18 protein-coding genes and 1 pseudogene are annotated in these 18849 nt (G+C 67.7%); 10 read left to right on the forward strand and 9 right to left on the reverse strand.

Going from position 1 to position 18849, the window contains the following annotated elements:
- Positions 1-42: 42 nt before the first annotated feature.
- Positions 43-1389 (forward strand): NAD(P)/FAD-dependent oxidoreductase, encoded by a 1347-nt coding sequence (locus tag QOM21_RS36765; RefSeq protein ID WP_407555440.1) that lies wholly within the window; start codon positions 43-45, stop codon positions 1387-1389.
- Positions 1390-1668: 279 nt separating this feature from the next.
- Here the strand turns inward: QOM21_RS36765 and QOM21_RS36770 are convergent, their stop codons facing one another.
- Positions 1669-2505, reverse strand: a complete 837-nt coding sequence (locus tag QOM21_RS36770) for an arylamine N-acetyltransferase family protein (RefSeq protein WP_407555441.1) — start codon at positions 2503-2505, stop codon at positions 1669-1671.
- Between the two features lie 77 nt (positions 2506-2582).
- On the opposite strand from QOM21_RS36770, the gene QOM21_RS36775 reads away from it, so the two are divergent.
- Positions 2583-3233, forward strand: coding sequence for a TetR/AcrR family transcriptional regulator (locus QOM21_RS36775; protein WP_407555442.1), 651 nt, complete (start codon positions 2583-2585; stop codon positions 3231-3233).
- Between the two features lie 24 nt (positions 3234-3257).
- Here the strand turns inward: QOM21_RS36775 and QOM21_RS36780 are convergent.
- Both QOM21_RS36780 and QOM21_RS36785 read right to left on the reverse strand, forming a co-directional pair.
- Positions 3258-4023 (reverse strand): annotated as a pseudogene (locus QOM21_RS36780) (transposase).
- A 140-nt stretch (positions 4024-4163) separates the two neighbouring features.
- Positions 4164-4469 carry a helix-turn-helix domain-containing protein gene (locus tag QOM21_RS36785; protein WP_407555443.1) on the reverse strand — a complete coding sequence of 102 codons (306 nt, stop codon included), beginning with the start codon at positions 4467-4469 and terminating at the stop codon, positions 4164-4166.
- 65 nt (positions 4470-4534) lie between these two features.
- On the opposite strand from QOM21_RS36785, the gene map reads away from it, so the two are divergent.
- Both map and QOM21_RS36795 read left to right on the forward strand, forming a co-directional pair.
- Positions 4535-5302, forward strand: a complete 768-nt coding sequence (gene map, locus QOM21_RS36790; RefSeq protein WP_407555444.1) for a type I methionyl aminopeptidase — start codon at positions 4535-4537, stop codon at positions 5300-5302.
- 274 nt (positions 5303-5576) lie between these two features.
- Positions 5577-6236, forward strand: coding sequence for a transposase (locus QOM21_RS36795; protein ID WP_407555445.1), 660 nt, complete (start codon positions 5577-5579; stop codon positions 6234-6236).
- Between the two features lie 554 nt (positions 6237-6790).
- Here the strand turns inward: QOM21_RS36795 and QOM21_RS36800 are convergent.
- From QOM21_RS36800 to QOM21_RS36810, 3 genes are all read right to left on the reverse strand, one after another.
- On the reverse strand, positions 6791-7456 hold the full coding sequence (locus tag QOM21_RS36800; protein WP_407555446.1) for a class I SAM-dependent methyltransferase: 666 nt from the start codon (positions 7454-7456) through the stop codon (positions 6791-6793).
- 537 nt (positions 7457-7993) lie between these two features.
- A complete protein-coding gene (locus tag QOM21_RS36805) occupies positions 7994-8713 on the reverse strand; it encodes a helix-turn-helix transcriptional regulator (RefSeq protein ID WP_407555447.1) in 720 nt (239 codons plus the stop codon).
- A 16-nt stretch (positions 8714-8729) separates the two neighbouring features.
- Positions 8730-9662, reverse strand: coding sequence for an alpha/beta hydrolase (locus QOM21_RS36810; RefSeq protein ID WP_407555448.1), 933 nt, complete (start codon positions 9660-9662; stop codon positions 8730-8732).
- Between the two features lie 461 nt (positions 9663-10123).
- On the opposite strand from QOM21_RS36810, the gene QOM21_RS36815 reads away from it, so the two are divergent.
- The 5 genes from QOM21_RS36815 (at position 10124) to QOM21_RS36835 (ending at position 15712) form a co-directional block, all read left to right on the forward strand.
- On the forward strand, positions 10124-10531 hold the full coding sequence (locus tag QOM21_RS36815; RefSeq protein ID WP_407555449.1) for a hypothetical protein: 408 nt from the start codon (positions 10124-10126) through the stop codon (positions 10529-10531).
- 1444 nt (positions 10532-11975) lie between these two features.
- Positions 11976-12302, forward strand: coding sequence for a hypothetical protein (locus tag QOM21_RS36820; protein ID WP_407555450.1), 327 nt, complete (start codon positions 11976-11978; stop codon positions 12300-12302).
- Between the two features lie 508 nt (positions 12303-12810).
- Entirely contained in the window at positions 12811-14166 is a 1356-nt protein-coding gene (locus tag QOM21_RS36825) for a diacylglycerol/lipid kinase family protein (protein WP_407555451.1), read from the forward strand.
- A 20-nt stretch (positions 14167-14186) separates the two neighbouring features.
- Complete coding sequence (locus tag QOM21_RS36830; protein WP_407555452.1) at positions 14187-14885, forward strand: DUF1345 domain-containing protein; 699 nt, start codon at positions 14187-14189, stop codon at positions 14883-14885.
- Positions 14886-15523: 638 nt separating this feature from the next.
- Positions 15524-15712 (forward strand): hypothetical protein, encoded by a 189-nt coding sequence (locus tag QOM21_RS36835; protein ID WP_407555453.1) that lies wholly within the window; start codon positions 15524-15526, stop codon positions 15710-15712.
- Here the strand turns inward: QOM21_RS36835 and QOM21_RS36840 are convergent.
- The 3 genes from QOM21_RS36840 to QOM21_RS36850 all read right to left on the reverse strand — a co-directional run bounded on the left by QOM21_RS36840 (position 15690) and on the right by QOM21_RS36850 (position 17751).
- On the reverse strand, positions 15690-16076 hold the full coding sequence (locus QOM21_RS36840; RefSeq protein ID WP_407555454.1) for a recombinase family protein: 387 nt from the start codon (positions 16074-16076) through the stop codon (positions 15690-15692). The genes QOM21_RS36835 and QOM21_RS36840 overlap by 23 nt on opposite strands.
- On the reverse strand, positions 16073-16453 hold the full coding sequence (locus tag QOM21_RS36845) for a DUF6415 family natural product biosynthesis protein (protein WP_407555455.1): 381 nt from the start codon (positions 16451-16453) through the stop codon (positions 16073-16075). The genes QOM21_RS36840 and QOM21_RS36845 overlap by 4 nt, the downstream gene beginning before the upstream one ends.
- 113 nt (positions 16454-16566) lie before the next feature.
- Positions 16567-17751 carry a helix-turn-helix domain-containing protein gene (locus tag QOM21_RS36850; RefSeq protein ID WP_407555456.1) on the reverse strand — a complete coding sequence of 395 codons (1185 nt, stop codon included), beginning with the start codon at positions 17749-17751 and terminating at the stop codon, positions 16567-16569.
- Between the two features lie 116 nt (positions 17752-17867).
- Between QOM21_RS36850 and QOM21_RS36855 the strand changes: the two genes are divergently transcribed.
- Positions 17868-18416: a flavoprotein gene (locus QOM21_RS36855; protein WP_407555457.1), complete on the forward strand. Its 549-nt coding sequence runs from the start codon at positions 17868-17870 to the stop codon at positions 18414-18416.
- The last annotated feature ends 433 nt before the right edge of the window (positions 18417-18849 follow it).

Genomic DNA, 18849 nt, shown 5'->3' on the forward strand with positions numbered 1-18849 from the left:
CAACACTCCGAGAATCAGAGCGTGTTCGGGAGAGGCAATCAGATGAAAACCAACAACGTGCAGTACACCACCTTCAGCGGCTGGGCCGATCCGCCCGCAGACATCCTGCCGGCACTGACCGACGACCTCACCTGTGAGGTCGCGGTTGTCGGAGGCGGCCTCGGAGGCATGTCGACGGCGCTCCGACTGGCCGAACGTGGTCAAGACGTGGTGCTGCTGGAGGCCGAGTTCTGCGGACACGGCGCCAGCTCCCGAAACGCAGGGCAGGTGGCCGGTGCTCCAGGCGGGGACCTTCAGCTCCTCAATCTGTTGTTCCGCACGAAGATGCCCGGCATGGTCCGACTTGCCGAGCACGCCGCGCACCACGTGGAAGAGCTCATCAAGACGCACGACATCGACTGCGACTACGAACGGACGGGCAACGTCTTCGCGGCGGTGTCCCGTGGACAGATGGGTCGAGTGCGCCGTGTGGCCAAGATCCTTCAGCGCGCCGGCGGTCACGTCGAATTGGGCACGAGCGAAGAGCTCGGAATCCCCCGGGGATTCCTCGGCGGGATGCGCGAGAAAGTCGGGGGAATCATGAACCCCGGCAGGTTCACCTCGGGTGTGCGCCGCGCACTGCTCTCCTCCAACGCGCGAGTCTTCGAGCGGTCGAAGGTCACCGACGTCAGGCGCGACCGCGGGCAAATGGTCCTCAGCACACCTCAGGGTGAGGTGCGGGCGAACAAAGTGGTTCTGGCGACGAACGCGTACGCGGGAGAGTGGGACATCACTCCGCCACGGCTTTCCGTGCCCATCTGGGTCATCGAGGTGGAGACCGAGCCCATCGATCCTGCCCGTTTGGCGGCACTTGGGTGGACCAGTCGGTCGGGACTCGTCACCCAGCACAACATCATGGAGAACTACCGCCTGACGCCGCGCAACACCATCGTGTTCGGCGTCCGACGGCTCGAGCGCGGCACGACGTTTCCACTTCCGCAGAAGGAGCCGGACCCGGCGCTCGTCGAAGAACTCGCAGAAGCCTTCGCGACGCGGTTTCCGGCTCTGTCCGACGTCGCGATCGATCGTGCGTGGGGAGGATGGATCGCGATCACCTCGTCCTGGCTTCCGCTCGCCGGGCAGATCGACGACAACATTTTCTACTCGATTGCCTGCAACGGCCACGGTCTTGCTCAAGCGCCCTATGTCGGGTCCCTCATCGCCGACCTGATCGTCGATGGCGAACGACACGAGGACTTGGGGGGATTGTGGATGAAGAAGCCTGAGTTTCCACGCCCGATGATGATGGGACCGCTGGGGCTGCGCTCCATCTGGACCGTCGACCGATTCAACGATCTGGTCAACGGAAGCCGGCGCAACGCCCGAAGAGGCTCGGTGCCCGTGGCCTGACCGTTCCCGACAAGAGAAGGGAAGAACGAAGACATCCCTGCCGCGAGGCGCCTCGGTGTCCGTCCGTGTGGCGCTCGGCGAGCCTGGTCCGGCCTCATGCCCCCGAGGGACCCGGGCCGACCAGGGACCCTCATGGGGCGCCTCACATGGAGCGCCGCACGCACCCAGTGGGCGGGCAGAGCGCGACGCTCTGCCCGCACCGCGTTGGCCTTCATCCAGGCGCCTTAGACGGTGCCACCACCAGCCTGAACCTTGGCGTCCTCGTTTCACCTTGTGGGGTCAGCCGTCGTCCTGAGCACGGGTCCGCCAGAGGTCGTTCTGGGCGCTCGCCTTCTCCCAGAGTCGGTCGACTCCGTCCCGTCCGATGTCGTCGAGCGGGACGAGGAACCGCTGGGAGAGCGTTGCGGCGAACTTGTCCGGGCCACTGATGGTCCAGGATCTCCTGCCTTCGGCGCCGATCTGCCGCACCGTACGTGACAGCAGCAACAAGGTGTGCCCCGTGGCCGGCAATGCGGCGATCAGTGTGGTGACGTAGGGCGATTCCGGGGACGTGGACAGCTCGCGCGAGCGGACGACGAAGTCGGCGGGCTGGCACGGCTTGAGGCGAAAGTCGTAGGAGGCGATCGTCCCACCCGGTTGATGGTGGAAGCGCCACGTGTCCGGCGCTATTCGCTCCAGCCGATAGGTGAACTCCCCCTGTGTGTGCAGCCCTTCGCGTAACGGCAGCGGTTCCAGGAAGCCGTCTCCGATACCGGCGTCGGCCAGCCAGCGCCGGCCGTCGAGGTCTACGAGCAGCGCGTTGTGATTGCCCCACATCGCGTCTCCGCGGGTCTCGCGCAGGACACCGCCCTCGACCATCGTCACCTCGAACCCGGCCAGGCGCAGCAACATGGCGAGGCCCGCGTTCTGTTCGTAGCAGTAACCACCGCGCCTGCGCCGTACGAGCTTGTCGAACAGCGCACCGGGATCGAGGCTGATGGGCCGGCCGAGCTGAATGTCGAGGTTCTCGTAGGGCACCGTGCGCCGCCAGGCCCGGTGCAGGGCGAACAGCGTGTCCAGGTCGGGAGTCACACCGCCCTGGTGCCCGATCCGGTGCAGCATTGCGTCGAGATCCATCTCTGACCCCTATCTGATAGAGAACCCGTCACTTAGGAGCAGTATATGGCTGATGGCGTCTCACATATACTGCTGCGGTGACAACTTCGACTTCCGGACGCGAGCTGCGAGCCGATGCCCGGCTCAACCGTGAACAGATCATCGAGGCGGCCCGGGCCCTTATCGCCGAGCGGGGCCCGGACGTGCCGACAGAGGAGGTGGCCCGCCGCGCCGGTGTCGGGACCGGCACCCTCTACCGCCGCTTCCCGGACCGGGACGCGCTGATTCGAGGGGTTGCGCTGGACGGCTTTCACCGCGTCGTCGCAATCGCCCGCGCGGCCGAGGACGAGGAGCCCGACGCCTGGCGGGCACTGACGCGGTTCGTGGTTCAGGCCGCCGCCGAACTGCGCCTGGCCACCTGGCTGTCGGTCTGGTTCGCCAGCACGTGGGCCGATCTCCAGGAGGACCCCGAGAACCGTAGGCTGCGCCAGATCCTGCTGAAGATCCTCGATCGGCTCGTCCGCCGGGCCCAGGCCGACGGAGACCTGCGCCCGGATGTGGACACAGGCGATCTGGCCTTGATGATCGCCCTGCTGCTGCGGCCGGTCCCCGGCCTGCGCGCCGAACTCACCCGTCGCAGCGCGGATCGCTGTTTGGCACTCATGCTCGACAGCCTGCGAGCCCGCGATGACGCCCACCCGCTGCCCGACCGGGAGATCGCCGTTACCGACCTGGACCCCGGCGACTAGAGGTTGTCCCGTATGGGGTGTGAGTTATCCAGTGAGGGCCAGGTTATGGAGCCGGGCGATGCCGAGCATGGCCTGGTGAACGCCGTCGCCCTTGAGCCGGCAGTCCCGCAGAATCTTCCAGTTCTTCAGCCGTGACAGGGCGTGTTCCACGCGCGCTCGGGCCCGGCGGTGGACAGCGTTCTCTGCTTCCTGGTGAGGACTGAGGTGCGTTTGACCTCGTCGTTTGCGGTGCGGGATGAGCAGGCCGGTGCCTTGGTATCCGCCGTCGGCGAGGGTCGGAGCGCCGCGGCAGGCCCGGTCGACGCCGGACTCCGTGAACGCCCGGCAGTCGTTGCGGCTGCCGGGCAACGGCAGGCCGATCGTCACCACCAGGCGGCTGTTGGCGTCGATGACGACCTGCAGGTTCGTCGAGTACCGATAGTTCTTGCTGGACGTGGCCACGCTGCGGTCACGGGTGGGCACCAGGGCCGTCGACAATGTAGACGGTGTCCTTGCGTGGTCGGCGGGCCGGCGAGAGGGCCAGCAAAGGCGCCAGGTGATCGAGGATGCGATCGGCTGCAGACTTCGAAACCCCGAACAGCGGCGCCACCTGCCGCAACGTGAGGTTCGTGCGCCAGTACGTCGCCACCAGCAACACCCGGTCCTCCAGCGTCAGCCGCCAGGGACGACCGCGCTGAACGTCGCCCCCGCGCCGCCGCACCAACGCCACCAGCCTGGCGAACTGCACCTCGGTCAGCCCGGAGAACGGCTCGATCCACTTCGGATCACCCGCTGAGATCACCCCACCCATACCCAGCCAACGCACCAACCACCCCACCAGTTACGGGACAACCTTTAGGCGGTGCTCGGGCTGGTGACGAGGTGATCAGCGTGCGCGCAGGCGTACCGGCACAGCGCGGTGAGTGAACCGCCGACTCCCTGAGTGCGGTGTTACGAAACCAGCGATGGATGCCGTGTGACAGGCCGGACCGACTGATCCTCGACGGTTCGCTCGGCCTGGCTAATCTCGGCCCAGACGGCGTCGAGAGACAGCCCGAGGGTGTCGGTGATCGCTGCGATGGTTGGGAAGGCGGGGGTAGCCACACGGCCGGATTCGATCTTCCGCAGAGTTTCCGGCGAGATGTGCGCAGCGAGCGCCACGTCCAGCATCGAGCGGGAGGCCCGGGCTCGGCGGAGCAGGGCGCCAAGGCGCTGTCCACGTTCTACCTCGGCGGGGGTGAGCGGCAACCTGACCATGACCCCATTCTAATACCGGTACAGTTAGACCGGGATAGTTATTGGACGTACATGAGAGGTCCCCCATGATCGAGATCCTGAACTCCACGCGGCTGGAGCGGGCGAGGGGCACCGGTGCCCTGGTCGGAACCATCCTGCACACGCTGAAGCAGCGCAGCACGGTCGGGACGAACCTGCTGGACATCGACCAGTGGGCCAAGGAGATGATCACCGGGGCGGGAGCGCAGTCCTGCTACGTCGACTACGCGCCTTCCTTCGGGCGCGGCCCGTTCGGACACTACATCTGCACGGCCGTCAACGACGCAGTGCTTCATGGGCGGCCTCACAACTACAGGCTGGCAGACGGGGATCTGCTGACTCTCGACCTCGCCGTGGCCAGGGGCGGGGTGGCCGCGGACGCCGCGATCAGCTTTCTGGTGGGCAAGGCCAGGCCATCGGAGAGCGTCGCGATGATCGAGACGACCGAACGCGCACTCGCCGCCGGCATCGCCGCCGCTAAGCCTGGGGCGCGCATCGGCGACCTCTCCCACGCCATCGGCACGGTCCTCAGCAAGGCGGGCTACCCGATCAACACCGAGTTCGGAGGCCACGGCATCGGCTCGACCATGCACCAGGACCCGCACATCGCGAACACCGGACGGCCCGGCCGCGGATACAAGCTGCGCCCCGGGCTGCTGCTCGCCCTGGAGCCCTGGGTCATGGCCGACACTGCCACACTCGTCACCGACGCCGACGGTTGGACGCTGCGCAGCGCGACAGGCTGCCGAACTTCGCACAGCGAGCACACCATCGCCATCACCGACAGCGGAGCCGAAATTCTCACCCGACCGTAAGGGGGTAGCGCCGGGGTAAGCCCAAGAGCCTCCAGTCGTTGATCTTGAGGCCTGGCGGATCCACTGCGCTGACTTCTCTATGTCGCCAAGGCCGCGGCCGTGCGTTCGTCGTGTTCGCGCAGTATCCGCATGACGTTCGCTGGTGAGGGGTGCTGCCCCTTTTCGCGCCGGTGGTGAGGACGAGCCGCTTGAAGATGTTGCGCAGGCTCATTCCCTTCCCCTCGCGCCGCCGTAGGGCCATGGAGAGCATGGGCTCGTCGGTGCTGTACTTGGTGTGGATACGCACAGGGATGTTCATGTGGCCGTCGCGATCTCCACGCTAGGCGTGGTCATGGGCACCGCGTCCTTTCCCGCCACGGCGGTGGGCTATCGGGAACTCTGGGAGTGGGTCAGCCGGCTGGCTACGGTGCACAGGGCCGGGGTGGAAGGGTCCGGCAGCTACGGAGCTGCCCTCTCCCGCTATTTGCTGGCTCGCCGGGTCGAGGTGTTCGAGGTCAACTGGGCTGATCGCTCGGTTCGTCAGCGGCGGGTCCCGGTCGTCGGGCTGGCCGGCTGCCTCGTCCTCGCCTTCGCCTTGTCAGCCTCGTCGGTGATCTCCGGTGTCGCAGTGCTGGCCGCCGGCTCCCCTGCCTTGCGGTACGTCGCTCGGTACCCGCCCGCAGGGCGTGACCGCGGCAGAACACGTATCCGCGGTGGTCAACGGATGCGGCAGGTTGGAGGGCCGCTCCACATCGCCGCCCTCGCCGGTGACAAAGAGGTCAGCCGCGGCGCCTCCGCACCGCCGTCGCCGACCTCCTGCTCAACCACACCGTCACCACGGAGGACGCCCCCGCCCCGGAGCCGCGAGTCCCCATCGACATGCCGGGGCGGGGCGATCGGTGGTGCCTCTACCCCGACGCCGTCTGGTGTTTGCCGGATCGGGCCAGCTCAGTGAGGAGGTGCTCAAGCGCGGCGGTAGCGGTGGCGGCGACTTCGGGCACCATGTCGCAGGCGGAACGGCGCAGTTCGATCCATCCGGGATAGGCGGCGTACGTGGTGACTGCCTGACGCCGGGCTGAGGTGGGGGAGAGGACCGGGTCGGTGTAGAGGTCAGTCAGGTAGGTGATCTGCCGCTCGGTGACCCGGTGTAGGGCCGGGGCGACGGCGGGATGATCGGCGTGGGCGACGATCGCGGGCTCCAGGCCGCTGATGTATTCCTGTCCCAGCGCAGGTGTGGTGAACAGGGCCGTCAGCCGATGCCGGGGGCCGGGAGAAGCCCCGGAGGCTTGCGCTGCGGCCAGCTCATCCGCGGCGTTGCGTCACCCCTGGTAGCCCGGGGGAGTCTCTCCGCTGCCGGGTGTGGTGCCGGGAGAGCTGGAGCGTGTTGGGCGGGAGGCCGGCGGACTGGGCGCTCTCACGCATGCCCCGAGCACCGCTGGCCTGGTCGAAGGCGCGGTGCTCGGGGCTGTGTCGGGCTATGCCGCTCCGGCTGTGCTGCCGGCAGGAGGTTCAGGGAGACGTTTCGCGGCAGTCGCAGGAGTGTGCTGACTCGGGGTGAGCTGGTGGGTTGACCGGCGCGAGATGGTGGACGCGGGCCGGGGGTAGGTTTCCCAGTACCGTTTCGGTGCGGAAAGTGTGGCGATGCAGTATGCGGCGCAGTACGCCGAGTCCAACGAGGGTGCGCTCGCGCTCGGCTCCATCAACGAGCGTCCGGCGTATGGTGTCGCCTCCTATGTACCCGAAGAAGGACAGCGTGCCGCCGGGCCGCAGGGACCGCAGGAGCCGGTCGAAAATCTCTTCCGTCGTGCGGGCGTCGAAGTTGGCGAACGGCAGGCCGCACACGATGGTGTCGTAGGAGCCGAGGTCGTGTTCCTGGATCAGGCCCGTGCGGATGCGCAGTCTCGGGTCACCGTCGTAGGTGTGTCGCAGCAGGGCGGCGAAGCGGGGGTTGGCCTCGATCAGATCCAGGGTGTCCAGCCGGCCGAGTGAGCCGGTGATATAGCGGGTCACCGCTCCGGTACCGGGCCCTACCTCGAGTACTGCGCGGGAGCGGCCGGGGTTCGGGATCATGTACCGGGTGAGGGCCCTGCACAGCCGGGCGCTGCTCGGGGCGATGGCCCCCACGTCCCGACGGGTCTTCGCATATTCCCGGAGGAACAGCGTTACTTCAGTCACGCCGCCATCCATCTGTCGAGTGCTTGCAAAACGGTCGAGGTGCCAGTGATAGCACCTGCTTGGATGGCCTGTCGGCGGCATCGTGCCGTGCAGTGTGCCCTTGAACTGCTAAAACACTGATGAGCGGTCGGGGAGATGTCGTGAAGGTCTTCGGTCGCGGTGGTCCAGAGCGGGATGGCCACCGGGGTCTTGCCGTCGGTGGCACGGTTCTGTGGCTCACGCAGCGAGAAGGTGGGGGCCACGAGATGCCCGCCCTCGAAGCCGGGCTTCGTCGCGGCCGGCGGGCGCCTGGGCGGTGCTCACAGGTACATCCACCTGCAGCGCCGGGGCGTTGATGATCCTGCGACGGTTCATTCAACGCCTCCCCGCTTGCCTGACTTCGGCAGCTGCGGTTTCAGCCGGTCCCATTCCTCGTTCGTGAGACCTCCCCGCCCCATGGAGACGTCAACGAGCTCAGGGCGAGGAAGTCGCCTGATCCGCCGGACAGGCCTTGGTGCCGTGACCGGGAAGGTGCGCCGGGTTGGTGCCTTCGGATTCTCATCGTGTGGGTGTGAGTGAGGCCAGTGCGGTGGGTTGTATTGCGCCGGCGGCGGCCGAGTTGAGTAGTAGTTCGGTCAGGTTATGGGGCTGTGCCTCTTCGTCGGTTGGAGCCGCTGCTGCGATCCGGTCGAGCCGGAAGCCCCGGCCGGCCCGGCGTGTGCGGCACCAGGCGATGAGGTACCAGCGTCCGTCGGCGGTGAGCAGTCCGGCTGGTTCCACGACGCGGTTGCTTTCGTGTCCTGTTGCGTCGGTGTAGGACAGCTGCAGCACCATGTTGTTGGCGAGGGCGTGCTCCACTGCGGTACGGATCGCGGAGTCGCCGTGCGTCGGCAGGGTAACGATCCGTGCGGCGAGTTCTCGGGCCGCCGCCGAGGCGGGGCCGGCCATCGAGGCCACGATCTTCTGAGCCGCCGTGCGGGCCGCGCTGGCGTAGGGGGTGGAGGCGTCGGCCGCGGCGAGCGCGGCGGTCAGTGCCGAGGCTTCATCAGCGGTGAGGTGGATCGGGGGCAGGGTCATCTCAGGGTCGATCGACCAGCCGCCGCCTCGCCCGGGTATGGAGCGCACCGGGACACCGGTCTGCATCAGTGTCTGAAGGTCGCGCTGCACTGTGCGTGTGCTTACCTCGAACCGCGTGGCGAGCGCCGCGACCGTCAGGGGCCGCGGCGCCGCCGCGCGCAACTCTTCCACCATGGCATACAGCCGGGCAGTGCGGTTCATGTCGCCGACGCTACCGTCACGCGGAGGCCAGGAAGTCCCGCTCTCGCCGTAGTTCCCGCTCGGTGATGGTCAGGGGGAACAGAGTGAAGCCGTGCATCGCGCCGGCGACGACACCGAGCTGCACAGGCGCACCCGCCGCTTGCCACCGTGCGGCCAGGAACAGCGAGTCGTCCAGCAGAGGATCTTCGGTGCCGACGACGATCCGGGCGGGCGGCAGCTCGGCCAGGTCCGCGAACAGGGGCGAGACCTCCGGGCTACGGCGCTGCTCTTCCCCCATCCCCGGTGTGAACAGCTCATAGCCGCCCCGAAGCGTGTCGGTGTTGCTCAGCAGCTGTCGGGGGCCAAACCTCCGCTGGCTTGGTGTCATCGACAGGTCGTAGGGGCCGAAGAGCAGGTGAGCTGCCCGGAACGCGCCGGTGATGCCGTGCCGTTCGCGAAGGCGCAGTAGCGTCACGACGCTGAGGTGGGCACCGGCCGATTCACCGCCGATCAGCAGCCGGTCGGTACCGAACTCGGCCGCGGCGTGTTTCACCAGCCACCGGGCTGCCGCTTCGCAGTCGTCGGGCCCGGCGGGGAACGGGTGTTCCGGCGCGAGGCGGTAGTCCACGCTCACCACGGCCAGCCGTGCCTGCTCGGCGAGCCGCCAGAGCCGCTCGTCCTGTCCGTCCGCGGACCCGAATGCCCAGCCGCCTCCGTGGATGTGCAGGTACACGCCGTCGACGTGGTCCGGCACGAAGACCCGTACCTTCACTGCGCCCTCAACGACGCGGTTTTGGCCGTGCTGCAGTCTTACCGGTGGCGTGTCGCCGCAGAGCCGGTTGCGTCGCAGGAGCGCCAGCGTGGCGGCGCTGGGCGCCTGCCCGCGAGCTGGACGGCTCGCGGCGGCAGCCTCAAATTGCTCGTTGAACCCCAGGGTCTCGGGGAGGCAGTCCTCATCTGTGATCGTCATGCCGTCGACAGTCTCAGCGGCCCGCGACAACGCCCTGTCACCCTTTCTTTATGAACTGGGTCACGCTCCTGTCGTGCTCCTGGTGTGACCGGGATCGAACACCGGGTTGGTGCAAGGTGGCCTCACGTCGGCCGTCTGCGGTGACATGACCGATCAGCACGGGGGAGTCTGATGGCAGAGCCGGTCAGGGTGCGCAGGCTGTCCGAACAGGAGGGGCAGACTCGGGCTCTCAACACCGAGATCGCCAATGATCCGGCGTTGGGCCCGTGCCGTCCACCGCGGCCCCGTGGACTCCGTCCGCCGCGTCGCACAGATCGACGCCCATGCCGGGCTGCTCGCCGCGGCGCGCGGCTATGCACATCAGACGAGCGAAAGGGAATGTGCCCCTGCTCTGCCTCTGCTCGTGGCCGGCAAAGCAGAACACGCAGGACAACTGCCACTGACTGCGAGAGCATCAGCCAATGACCACCCAGCCGCATTTGTTGTCCCTCCGCGTCGTCGTGCCCTCGTTGGGAAGCCGACACGGCGCCGTGGAATGCCGACCGATCATCAACGGACGCGACATTTTGGCCGATGTGTTCGACGAGGGGCCGGCAGTTGGTCCTCGGTCTCTGTTGGGGCCGGATGCGCCGCTTCAGGCGACAGTCATCCCCCGCGAGATTCGGCTTGCCGAGGCCGAGTGCACGGAAGGATGCTGTGGCGCTGTCTACGTGACGATCAGGCGCGAAGGGCAACACGTGATCTGGAGCGGCTGGCGCAACCCGGATGAGGACCATGTTGATCTCCCAGAGCTTCGATTCGATGTCACTCAGTACGACGTAGAGGTCCGCCGGGCATCGAGGGACCGCAGCTGGGAGTGGGAGGCTTGATGACAGGGCGCTCGGGTCACGGACCTCATCCTGCCGAGGGAGAACGAGGCGCTGGACTGCCGGCCGAGCATGCAGTAGGTGGCGCGGTAGATGCGGGTGAGGCAGATCTGCGTGGTTTTGCCGGTGGCGGCGGACTGGTAGCTCCAGTACGGGCCCCGCGACGGCATTCGAAGATACGAGGCGAATCGACCGCAATGGCCATGGTCAAGGCTTCGGATGCTGTGTGGCACGCCTTCTCTACGGCCCCTTGTGGGAGCTGCAACACGGATAAAAGCTCACGGCGCGGGTGCGTGTAGCTCCTACCGCCCGGTCTTCTACCGGGCGCAGAGGCCCACACGACGAAAGGGTTACCCCTCATAACCCCTCTATGTCAGCATGGTTGGTCCGGGCCTTCTGGCTCAGGGAGGTGGGGCTGTGAGCGGCCATGAAGTTGAAGACTTTTTGGGCTTCCTCGTAGACGTGGCGCTATCGACACCGATTGGGTGGTTCTGGCTGGCAGTCGGGGCGTTCTGGCTTCTGCGGTTCCTATGGAACTCTATCCCTGACTCCTCGTCATCGAGTGGTTCCAGCAGCCACCACGACGGGGCCGGCGGCGACTTCGGTCGGCACGATGACTTCGGTGGCGGTGGGGGAGGTTGCGGCGGTTGCGGCGGTGGGGACTGACCGCGGGAGGCCCGTCGGAAGCGGTAATGGCGTGCACCTATGGGCTCTGCAACGCCCAAATAGGGACAACGGCCCGCCCATGGGCGTGTTGTGCGTCAACGGTCACGCCGCCCCCCGGGCCCGAACATGCTAGTGAAGGACCGGCCGACGGGCTGCCTCGCTACGTCGGCACACTGCGGGCGCAGTACTGCAAGGGCAGGGTGCTTCGGCCACGGATGCAGAGATCGTCCGACGAGCGCCGCTGGCCGAACTGCTCGACGAGGAGGTCGACTTCACCCCGCGGCCCCGTGTACCGAACCCGGACAGCGTGCCACGCTCCCTTCGATCCCCAGCTCAAGTCGGCGACCGCCATGAAGGCGCGACGCGATTCCCTCCGTAACGCATTGCCACAATTGGGCGCCGCCCCGGCGCCTGCTGTGTCCGGCGTCCCCACCGTGACGCTGGGTGAGCTCTCCCAGATTGGGACGCTCACCCTGCACCGTCACACGGCTCGCGTCCTGCACCACGACGCACCGGCCCCCGACCGGACCGAACCAGCGCTGACGAGCCAGGACGTCATCGCCGGCCGTCCCGCCAGAGGCTCAGTGCTCGTCAGTCCCGACGGCGACCCCGTGCCGCGGGCTCTGGGCGCACACGGCGGGCCTGGGGCCGCTGAACACGATCAGCGATCACATAGTCGTGATCCTCGGTCCTGGCGACGATGCCGCATCTCATTCTCCGCGTCTCCGCGTCTCCGCGTCACGGAGCGGGCGGGCTGCCTGACTGGCCACGAGCATCGCCCGTGGGACTGGCAGGAGCCTTCTACCTCCTTCTGATCACGGCCGGATTCGCGGCGGCGGCTGTGGTCGGAGGCGAGACGATCGGCGCGGTCGACGCGAACGGCCAGACGGCCCCGATCCTGCTTGCCTCCGATGTCCTGGACCACGGGTCGCCGGCACGCGTGGTCCTCATCACCGCTATAGCCTGCGTCGCATTCCTGACCGTACTGACGGCGGTGACCAGCGTGACCTTCGCCGCCGCCGTCTCCCTCACGCATGACGTCCTTGCCCGGACCAAGCGCCCCCCTTTCCGATGCAGGAAGAGGTGCGGACGCTTCGTGTCGTCGTAGCGGTCGTGGGCCTCGGAGGGGTGTCGCTGTCCGCCTCGGTCCACCGCTACCCGGTCGAGTTCCTGGTCACCTTCTCGGTGGGCGTCGCGGCGACGTGCGTCTTTCCCGTGCTGCTCTATTCCTCCTTCTGGCCGGGCTTCAATCGCAGGGGGCTGGTTGTGGTCCGTGGGCGGCGGACTGCTCCTCTGCACCGCACTCACGTTGTTCGCACCCACCGTTTCCGGGAGCGAGTACGCGCTGTGGTCGGACGTGGCCTTCGATGGGTACCCGTTCCACACCCCGGGCCTGCTTTCCGTCCCGGCCGCCTTCGCGCTCGGGTGACTCGGCAGCACAAGGTCGTCGGCAGATGCTGGGCGCGGTTAGCGACAGCGACACGCGGGGTTTGAAGCGCTGGGGTACACAGCGGTCGGCCGTCCGGTTGGCCCCGCTGAGATGCTCGCCGGCCCCGGAATGTGCACTCTGGTGCCCCGGACCGGCTCGCGGTCACGCAGGGCATGGAGAGGAAACCATGGGAGCGACGCGCACTACCGGCTCGGCCGGGAGCACCGCGCGGTGGCTGGCGCGCCTGGCCATGCTTGCGGCCATCGGCGCGGTGGTCGTGCTTCTCCTCGCGCTGGGAGAGGGCGGACTGGTGGTCATCGGGGCCGGGTTCCTCGGCCTGGTGATCTGCGGCATCGGCATCTGGTGGTTCGTGGCGCACCGCGGCTCGGTGCGGTTGCTCGGTGCGCTTCTCGCAATCGCGGCACCCGTCGCCGTCGTCGTGCTCCTGGCATACGACGGGCTGTGGGTGACGGCTCTGGCCCTGTCCCTGTGCTGGGGTGCGGCGTTGGCCTGCGCCCGGGCTGCGCTGCGCAGAGCACGCCCGGAGAGGCCGATGCGGGCGATCGCCGTGTCCCCACCGAAACGGCCGGTCCTGATCATGAACCCGAAATCCGGCGGCGGGAAGGTCGGCCGCTTCAGGCTGGCCGAGAGAGCGGAAGAGCTCGGCGCACGGGTGATCCTGCTCGACCCGTCCGCCCCGGCCGACGTCGCCGCGCTGGCCCGACGGGCCGTCGCCGAGGGCGCGGACCTGCTCGGCGTCGCGGGCGGCGACGGCACTCAGGCCCTGGTCGCGGCGGTCGCCGCCGAGCACGACCTGCCGTTCCTCGTGGTCTCCGCCGGCACTCGTAACCACTTCGCCTTGGACTTGGGCCTCGACCGCTCCGACCCCTCCCGTTGCCTCGACGCCCTGACCGATGGCGAGGAGCTCAGGGTCGACCTCGGTGACGTCGCCGGCCGCGCCTTCGTCAACACCGTGTCGTTCGGGGTGTACGCCGATGTCGTGCAACGTCCCGAGTACCGCGACGACAAGGCGGGCACGGCGCTGACCCTCATGCCGGACCTGCTGCTCGGCGAGCACGTGCGCCGGCTCGACGGGCGCATCGACGGCACGGAGCTCTCGTCCCAGCAGGCGCTGCTGGTCAGCAACAACCCGTACGCCTCACCTGATGAGCTCGGTGCCGGAGGCCGCCGGCCCCGGCTCGACGGCGGCGAACTGGGGGTGCTGAGCATTCGGGTGGAGGATGCGGCGCAGGCCGCCGACGTCGCCGTTCGGGGCTCGCAATCCGCAGGGCTGACCGTCCTGACCGCCCAGCGCGTCCACGTGACCGCCGACATGGACGAGATGCCCGTGGCGGTCGACGGCGAGGCGCTGCGGATGCCCACCCCGGTCGTGTGCACGTTGCGCCCGGGTGCGCTGCGGGTCCTGCTACCGCGCGACCGCCCGGGCGTCGTCGCACCCGCACCGCCCGTCAACTGGCGACGCATCATCGACCTCGCGTTCGGCCGCACCGGGCGGACCACGGCTGAGCGGACCCGCAGCTGAACGGCCCCAGGAGCTCGCCCGTGCATCAGCCACCCCCTCCACGCCGTCGGAACCAGTGGCTCTCCGAACGCCGCCGATCTACGGTGAGCGCCTTCATCGCCGCGGGCGCGTCAGCTCTCCTCCTCGGTTTCGACGGCGGCTGGGTGCAGATCTCGGGCGCGGATCTGGCCGTTCTGCTGCTGCTCGCCTATCTCTTGCCCTATCTCGTGATCACGGGCGTCACCTTCTCGACCGCATCCCCGGAGCGGGTGCACACCTGGGCGCGTCGTTCGACGCGGGGCACGGTGCTCCAGCGCTACGTCTACGGCACGGCGCCCGGACCGGGTGTTTCCCTCTTCATCGCCGCTGCCGCGCTCGTGGTGGCCGTGGTGTGGCGCCCCGGGCACATCGGCTCCGCGTTCGAACCGGTTCCCCGAGCGGCGATCGCCCTCACCATGGTCGCCGTCGCCTGGATCTGCGTGGCCGTGTCCTTCGCGGTCGCCTTCCAGGCCGACAACCTTGTGGAGGACCAGCGGGCACTGGGCTTCCCCAGTGAGGACAGCCCGGTCTGGGTCGACTACGTCTATTTCGCCTTCTCGGTCATGACGACATTCGGTACCACCGACGTCACGGTGACGTCCCGGGAGATGCGCCGGACCGTGACGGCCAATGCGGTCATCGCGTTCGTCTTCAACACCATCACGGTGGCGAGTTTGGTATCTGCCCTGGACAGCATCTGACGGGTCGGCGTGGCGGCCCGCTTGAATGAGGACGCAGCGGTGGTGTTCGGTGCTGCACCGGGGCCGCGGTGGGGCAGGTGAGTGTCACCGGAGCTGTGAGCACGTCACGTCGCGTACGTCGTTTCGTGGGGCGGCCTGCAGCCGTGGGAGGCCCGGATCCACGCACGCAGTGACGTGGCTGCATGCGTTTGTCTCAGCAGCCCGATGCGCAATCCGAGCTCGCGGCCGGACTCGACGCATGCGGCGTGATCTCGCGGTCATCGCGCGCAGTCATTCCTCATCCAGCCCCTCCCGGCGAGCGATCGGGACATTCGATCCGGGTCGAATTCAGGGCGTGGATGTAAACACGAACTCGATTCGTGATCGGTAATTCTGTTCTTGGGCTGTCGGCGGGGTTAGAGAGTGGTCTGGCGTCGCCGGTCCGTCGTGATCTCCGGCCCGCCGGTGACGCGGCATGGGCCGGGAGGCGCTGGTTGGGGTTGCCGCATCGTCCATCGCCCACACGCGAGGATCCGCGCGTTCGTCGAGAGCCGGCCATGGTCACCCCCGAAATGACGGCTTCCGTGCGAGTTGTGAGGCCCCCTGTTCGCTTCATAACTGCCGCGGCGGCCATCCTGAATGTCGAAGTGAGGAAGGAAATGACGAACACGGAAGCCCGAGCCGGGGGCAACGAGCGCAGCGTCGAGCAGCAGTTGCAGCGTTCGCCGTCAGCCATGCCCACCCCCGGCGATGCCGACGGCGAGGACGAATGCCAGGGCAGCGAGGCACGTCAGGTAGGTCACGACGAGGCGGGTGCGACGCTGCTCAGGCATAACGGACTCCGGTGAGGACCTCGCGGGCGCGCTGGTCGGACTCGTCGAAGGTAGTGGCCGAGTAGCCACCGGCCTGCGCGATGCGCTGCTGTATGGCGATGCGGTGCTGGACGTCGTGAGCGAGGCGGCCCCAGTTGTGGACCAGGCAGAGCACCTCGCGGCCGGGGGCTGTTGCACGCATAGCAGCCAGCAGCTCGCCGAGCTGTGGCCGGGCGCAGTCGACGGCAGCATCACCAAGGTCGAGCCAGCGCCCGGCGAGGACCCATCCCTTGTGGTCGGCGTAGGTGTGGCATCCGATGAGCCGCATGTCGAGATGGCGCTTGGATCGGGACGCGCACCGGTCGTAGACGTAAGCCAGCGGCGCCCGTTCTGCGCTCATCGGCACACCTCGCCAATGTGCCGGGCCAACAGCCAGTGGCAGTCGCGTGCGAGCAGCTGGACCTGCACATGCACACGAAGCGCGTGGTGGGCCTGTAATTGGCTCTGCTGCTGGATACAGTCGAGCCGTGCCCGTAGGCGGTGTGCCTCGGCGCTAGAGGGCGGCAGCTGCTCGGCTGCTTTGCGGACCTCCGGGAGAAGTAGCCCGATGTGCCCGCTCAGTACCTCCTCCACCTCAGCCATCGCCTCGGCGTCGAGGGGAGCTGCGCCCATGCCCAGCGCCCGGCGGATCGTCTCACCGATGGTTTCGGCGTCGATCGGAAGCAGTTGCTCGAGAGGTCCCACCTCGCCTGCGTGCGGCATGCGCTTGGTCTTCATTCCGGCGGCCCCATCCCGTCCGTCGTCGATCAGGTAGGGCCAGCTTGGAGTCCAGGCGTGCTCACAATGCTCACAGTCTTGTGAGCGGCGGCCAACGGCGTGCAGAGGGGCGGCTACATGCCGATCCAGGCCGCCATGTGACCGAGGGTGTCAGGTGTGCGGCGGCCGGCATGCACCAGACCGCTGATGGTTTCTCGGGCACCGGGGTGGTAGCGCGTCTGCTCCGGAGCGGCATGCCGCGCCTTGACCAGGCTAGCCAGCGCGGCCGCGTTCCGGCCCGTCTCCATCTCCGAACGGGCACGGTCGATCAGGTAGTGCGCCCGCCGGGACGTGGCGAGGTCGGCAGGAAGGTGGATCTGCCGCGCTTGGACGAGTGCATCGTCATAAAGCCGCATCTCGACAGCCGCCGACATTCGGTGCAGCAGCACATTGGTCGGCCCGAAGGAGAGCCAGTGCACATCGCTGGCATCGCCCGTACGCCCCGAACACTCGCCGGCCTGTTGCAAATGCGACTCGACGGCGGTGCGATCCCAGGCCCGGGCCGCAATCACGGAGGCCCCCAGGTGCAGCTGGCCCCTGACAGCGATCAACTCGCGGGTCTCGGCCGGCCCGTTCAACAGCCCGTGGCCAGCTCCAATGAGACGCTGTCCGATTGTGTATTCACCCTCACGGAAGTACACCAGTGCGCGCATGTACTGGCGGACGGCAGACAGACAGGGATCCGAAGCACGGTCCGCAGCCCAGGCCATACGGTCGAGAGCCACACTCGAAAGATCGTAGTAGCCGAGCTTGATGGCGATGTCATGTGAGGTGCGGTACGTCGAGGCGAGGGCTTGCCATAACGTGGTCGACGGCGTTGTCCAGGCCGCAGATGTCAGCTCCCGAACCAGTACAGGAAGTTCCGTTGCCGCACGCCGGAGACGAGTGGCCCGTACCGTCTGACAGAGTCGCTCGGCCGCAGCCACCAGCTCAACGGCGGGCCGGGGAACCACCTCCGGGTCGGCGCCGAGGTCGTAGAGGTCCAGAGCCTCACGGATGGGCCGCACCAGTGCGGCAAGGCGGTCCTGCTGGAGTTCGGTCACGTACGGCTGTCCTGTCAGGGCAGTGACGTCGATGCGGAGCGCATTGGCCACCGCGGCGATGAAGTCGGGCGTCGCTGCCCGAGCCCCGCATTCAACCTGGTTGAGGAGGCTGTACGAGTACGGCAGCAGCGCGGCCAGTTCCCGTTGTGTGAGATGCGCCAATCGCCGTTGCTCTTTGATGCGTGCGCCAGTGTGATCGTCGTCGAGTGAAGGCATACAGGTCTCCAGTTCCTCGCAGCCACTTCGAACATACCCAGGTGTCGAATGCGAGAGCAGTGCTTCCGCCCCGGCACCTCACGGCTCGGGGCTGGGGCGTGTGGTGGGATGGCCCCATGTCGCGCCGTGTGCTGTATCTGTTCGGGTCCGCTGCTCCGCCCGTCCACGAGTTCCCGGACGTGGTGCGCCGCGCTCAAGAGAGCGGGTTCGACGTGTGTGTCGGGTTGACGCCAATGGCTGCACGCTGGCTCGCCGGCGACACCGTCGCGTTGGAGGATCTGACGGGCCGGCCCGTACGGTCGCAGTACAAGTGGCCTGGTGAGACGGATGCGTGGCCGCCGGCTGACGTCATCTTGTTCGCCCCCGCCACGTTCAATTCGATCAACTCGTGGGCGCTTGGGCTCACGAACCACTTCGTCATCGGGGTGGTTGCCGAGGGCATCGGCAAAGGGGTCCCCATGCTGGCCATGCCATGTGTGAACGCGGCCTACGTCCAGCACCCGCAGTTCGACCTATCGATCGAGACCTTGCGGGGCGCAGGGGTCAGCGTGCTCTACGGACCGGGCGGGTTCGAACCGAACCAACCCGGGGAACGGCGTGGGGAGGGATACCCTTGGCACCTTGCCCTCAAAGCCGCCAACGAGTTGGTAGCTGGCCAGCCGTAGCCCCTGCATGACGAGACTGCGAATCCGCCGCCGCGTATGGGCAGGCTGCTCACTGGGTAAGCGGTCGCCTACAATCTCTCCAAGGGCCATGGCCGTCCCGGCCGTCACCGCAGTGAGTCTCAGGCCGCACCGAAGGTGACTGACCCCCCGCACGATAACGCCGGTTCCGCCTCGAGCCTGTTCAACACCGCAATGCATCGGGCATTGCCCTCGGGGCCCCGCGCTGACCGCCCTCGTGCTCCTCTCCGCCACTGGTGGCCACCTGACGGCTGGTCAACCACGATGCGTTTAGCGGTGTCCTCTGGTGGGTCGGTGGCACCCTCGCCGTGATGTGGATCCTGATTTTCTGCCTGCCCAAGCAGGCCGAACAGCCAGGTCGATGCCCTCGCTTCACCAACCCGCGCAACGCTGCCTCCATCAGGTCTCCGGTCAG

This window comes from Streptomyces sp. Pv4-95, from assembly GCF_045782725.1.
GTDB lineage: Bacteria > Actinomycetota > Actinomycetes > Streptomycetales > Streptomycetaceae > Streptomyces.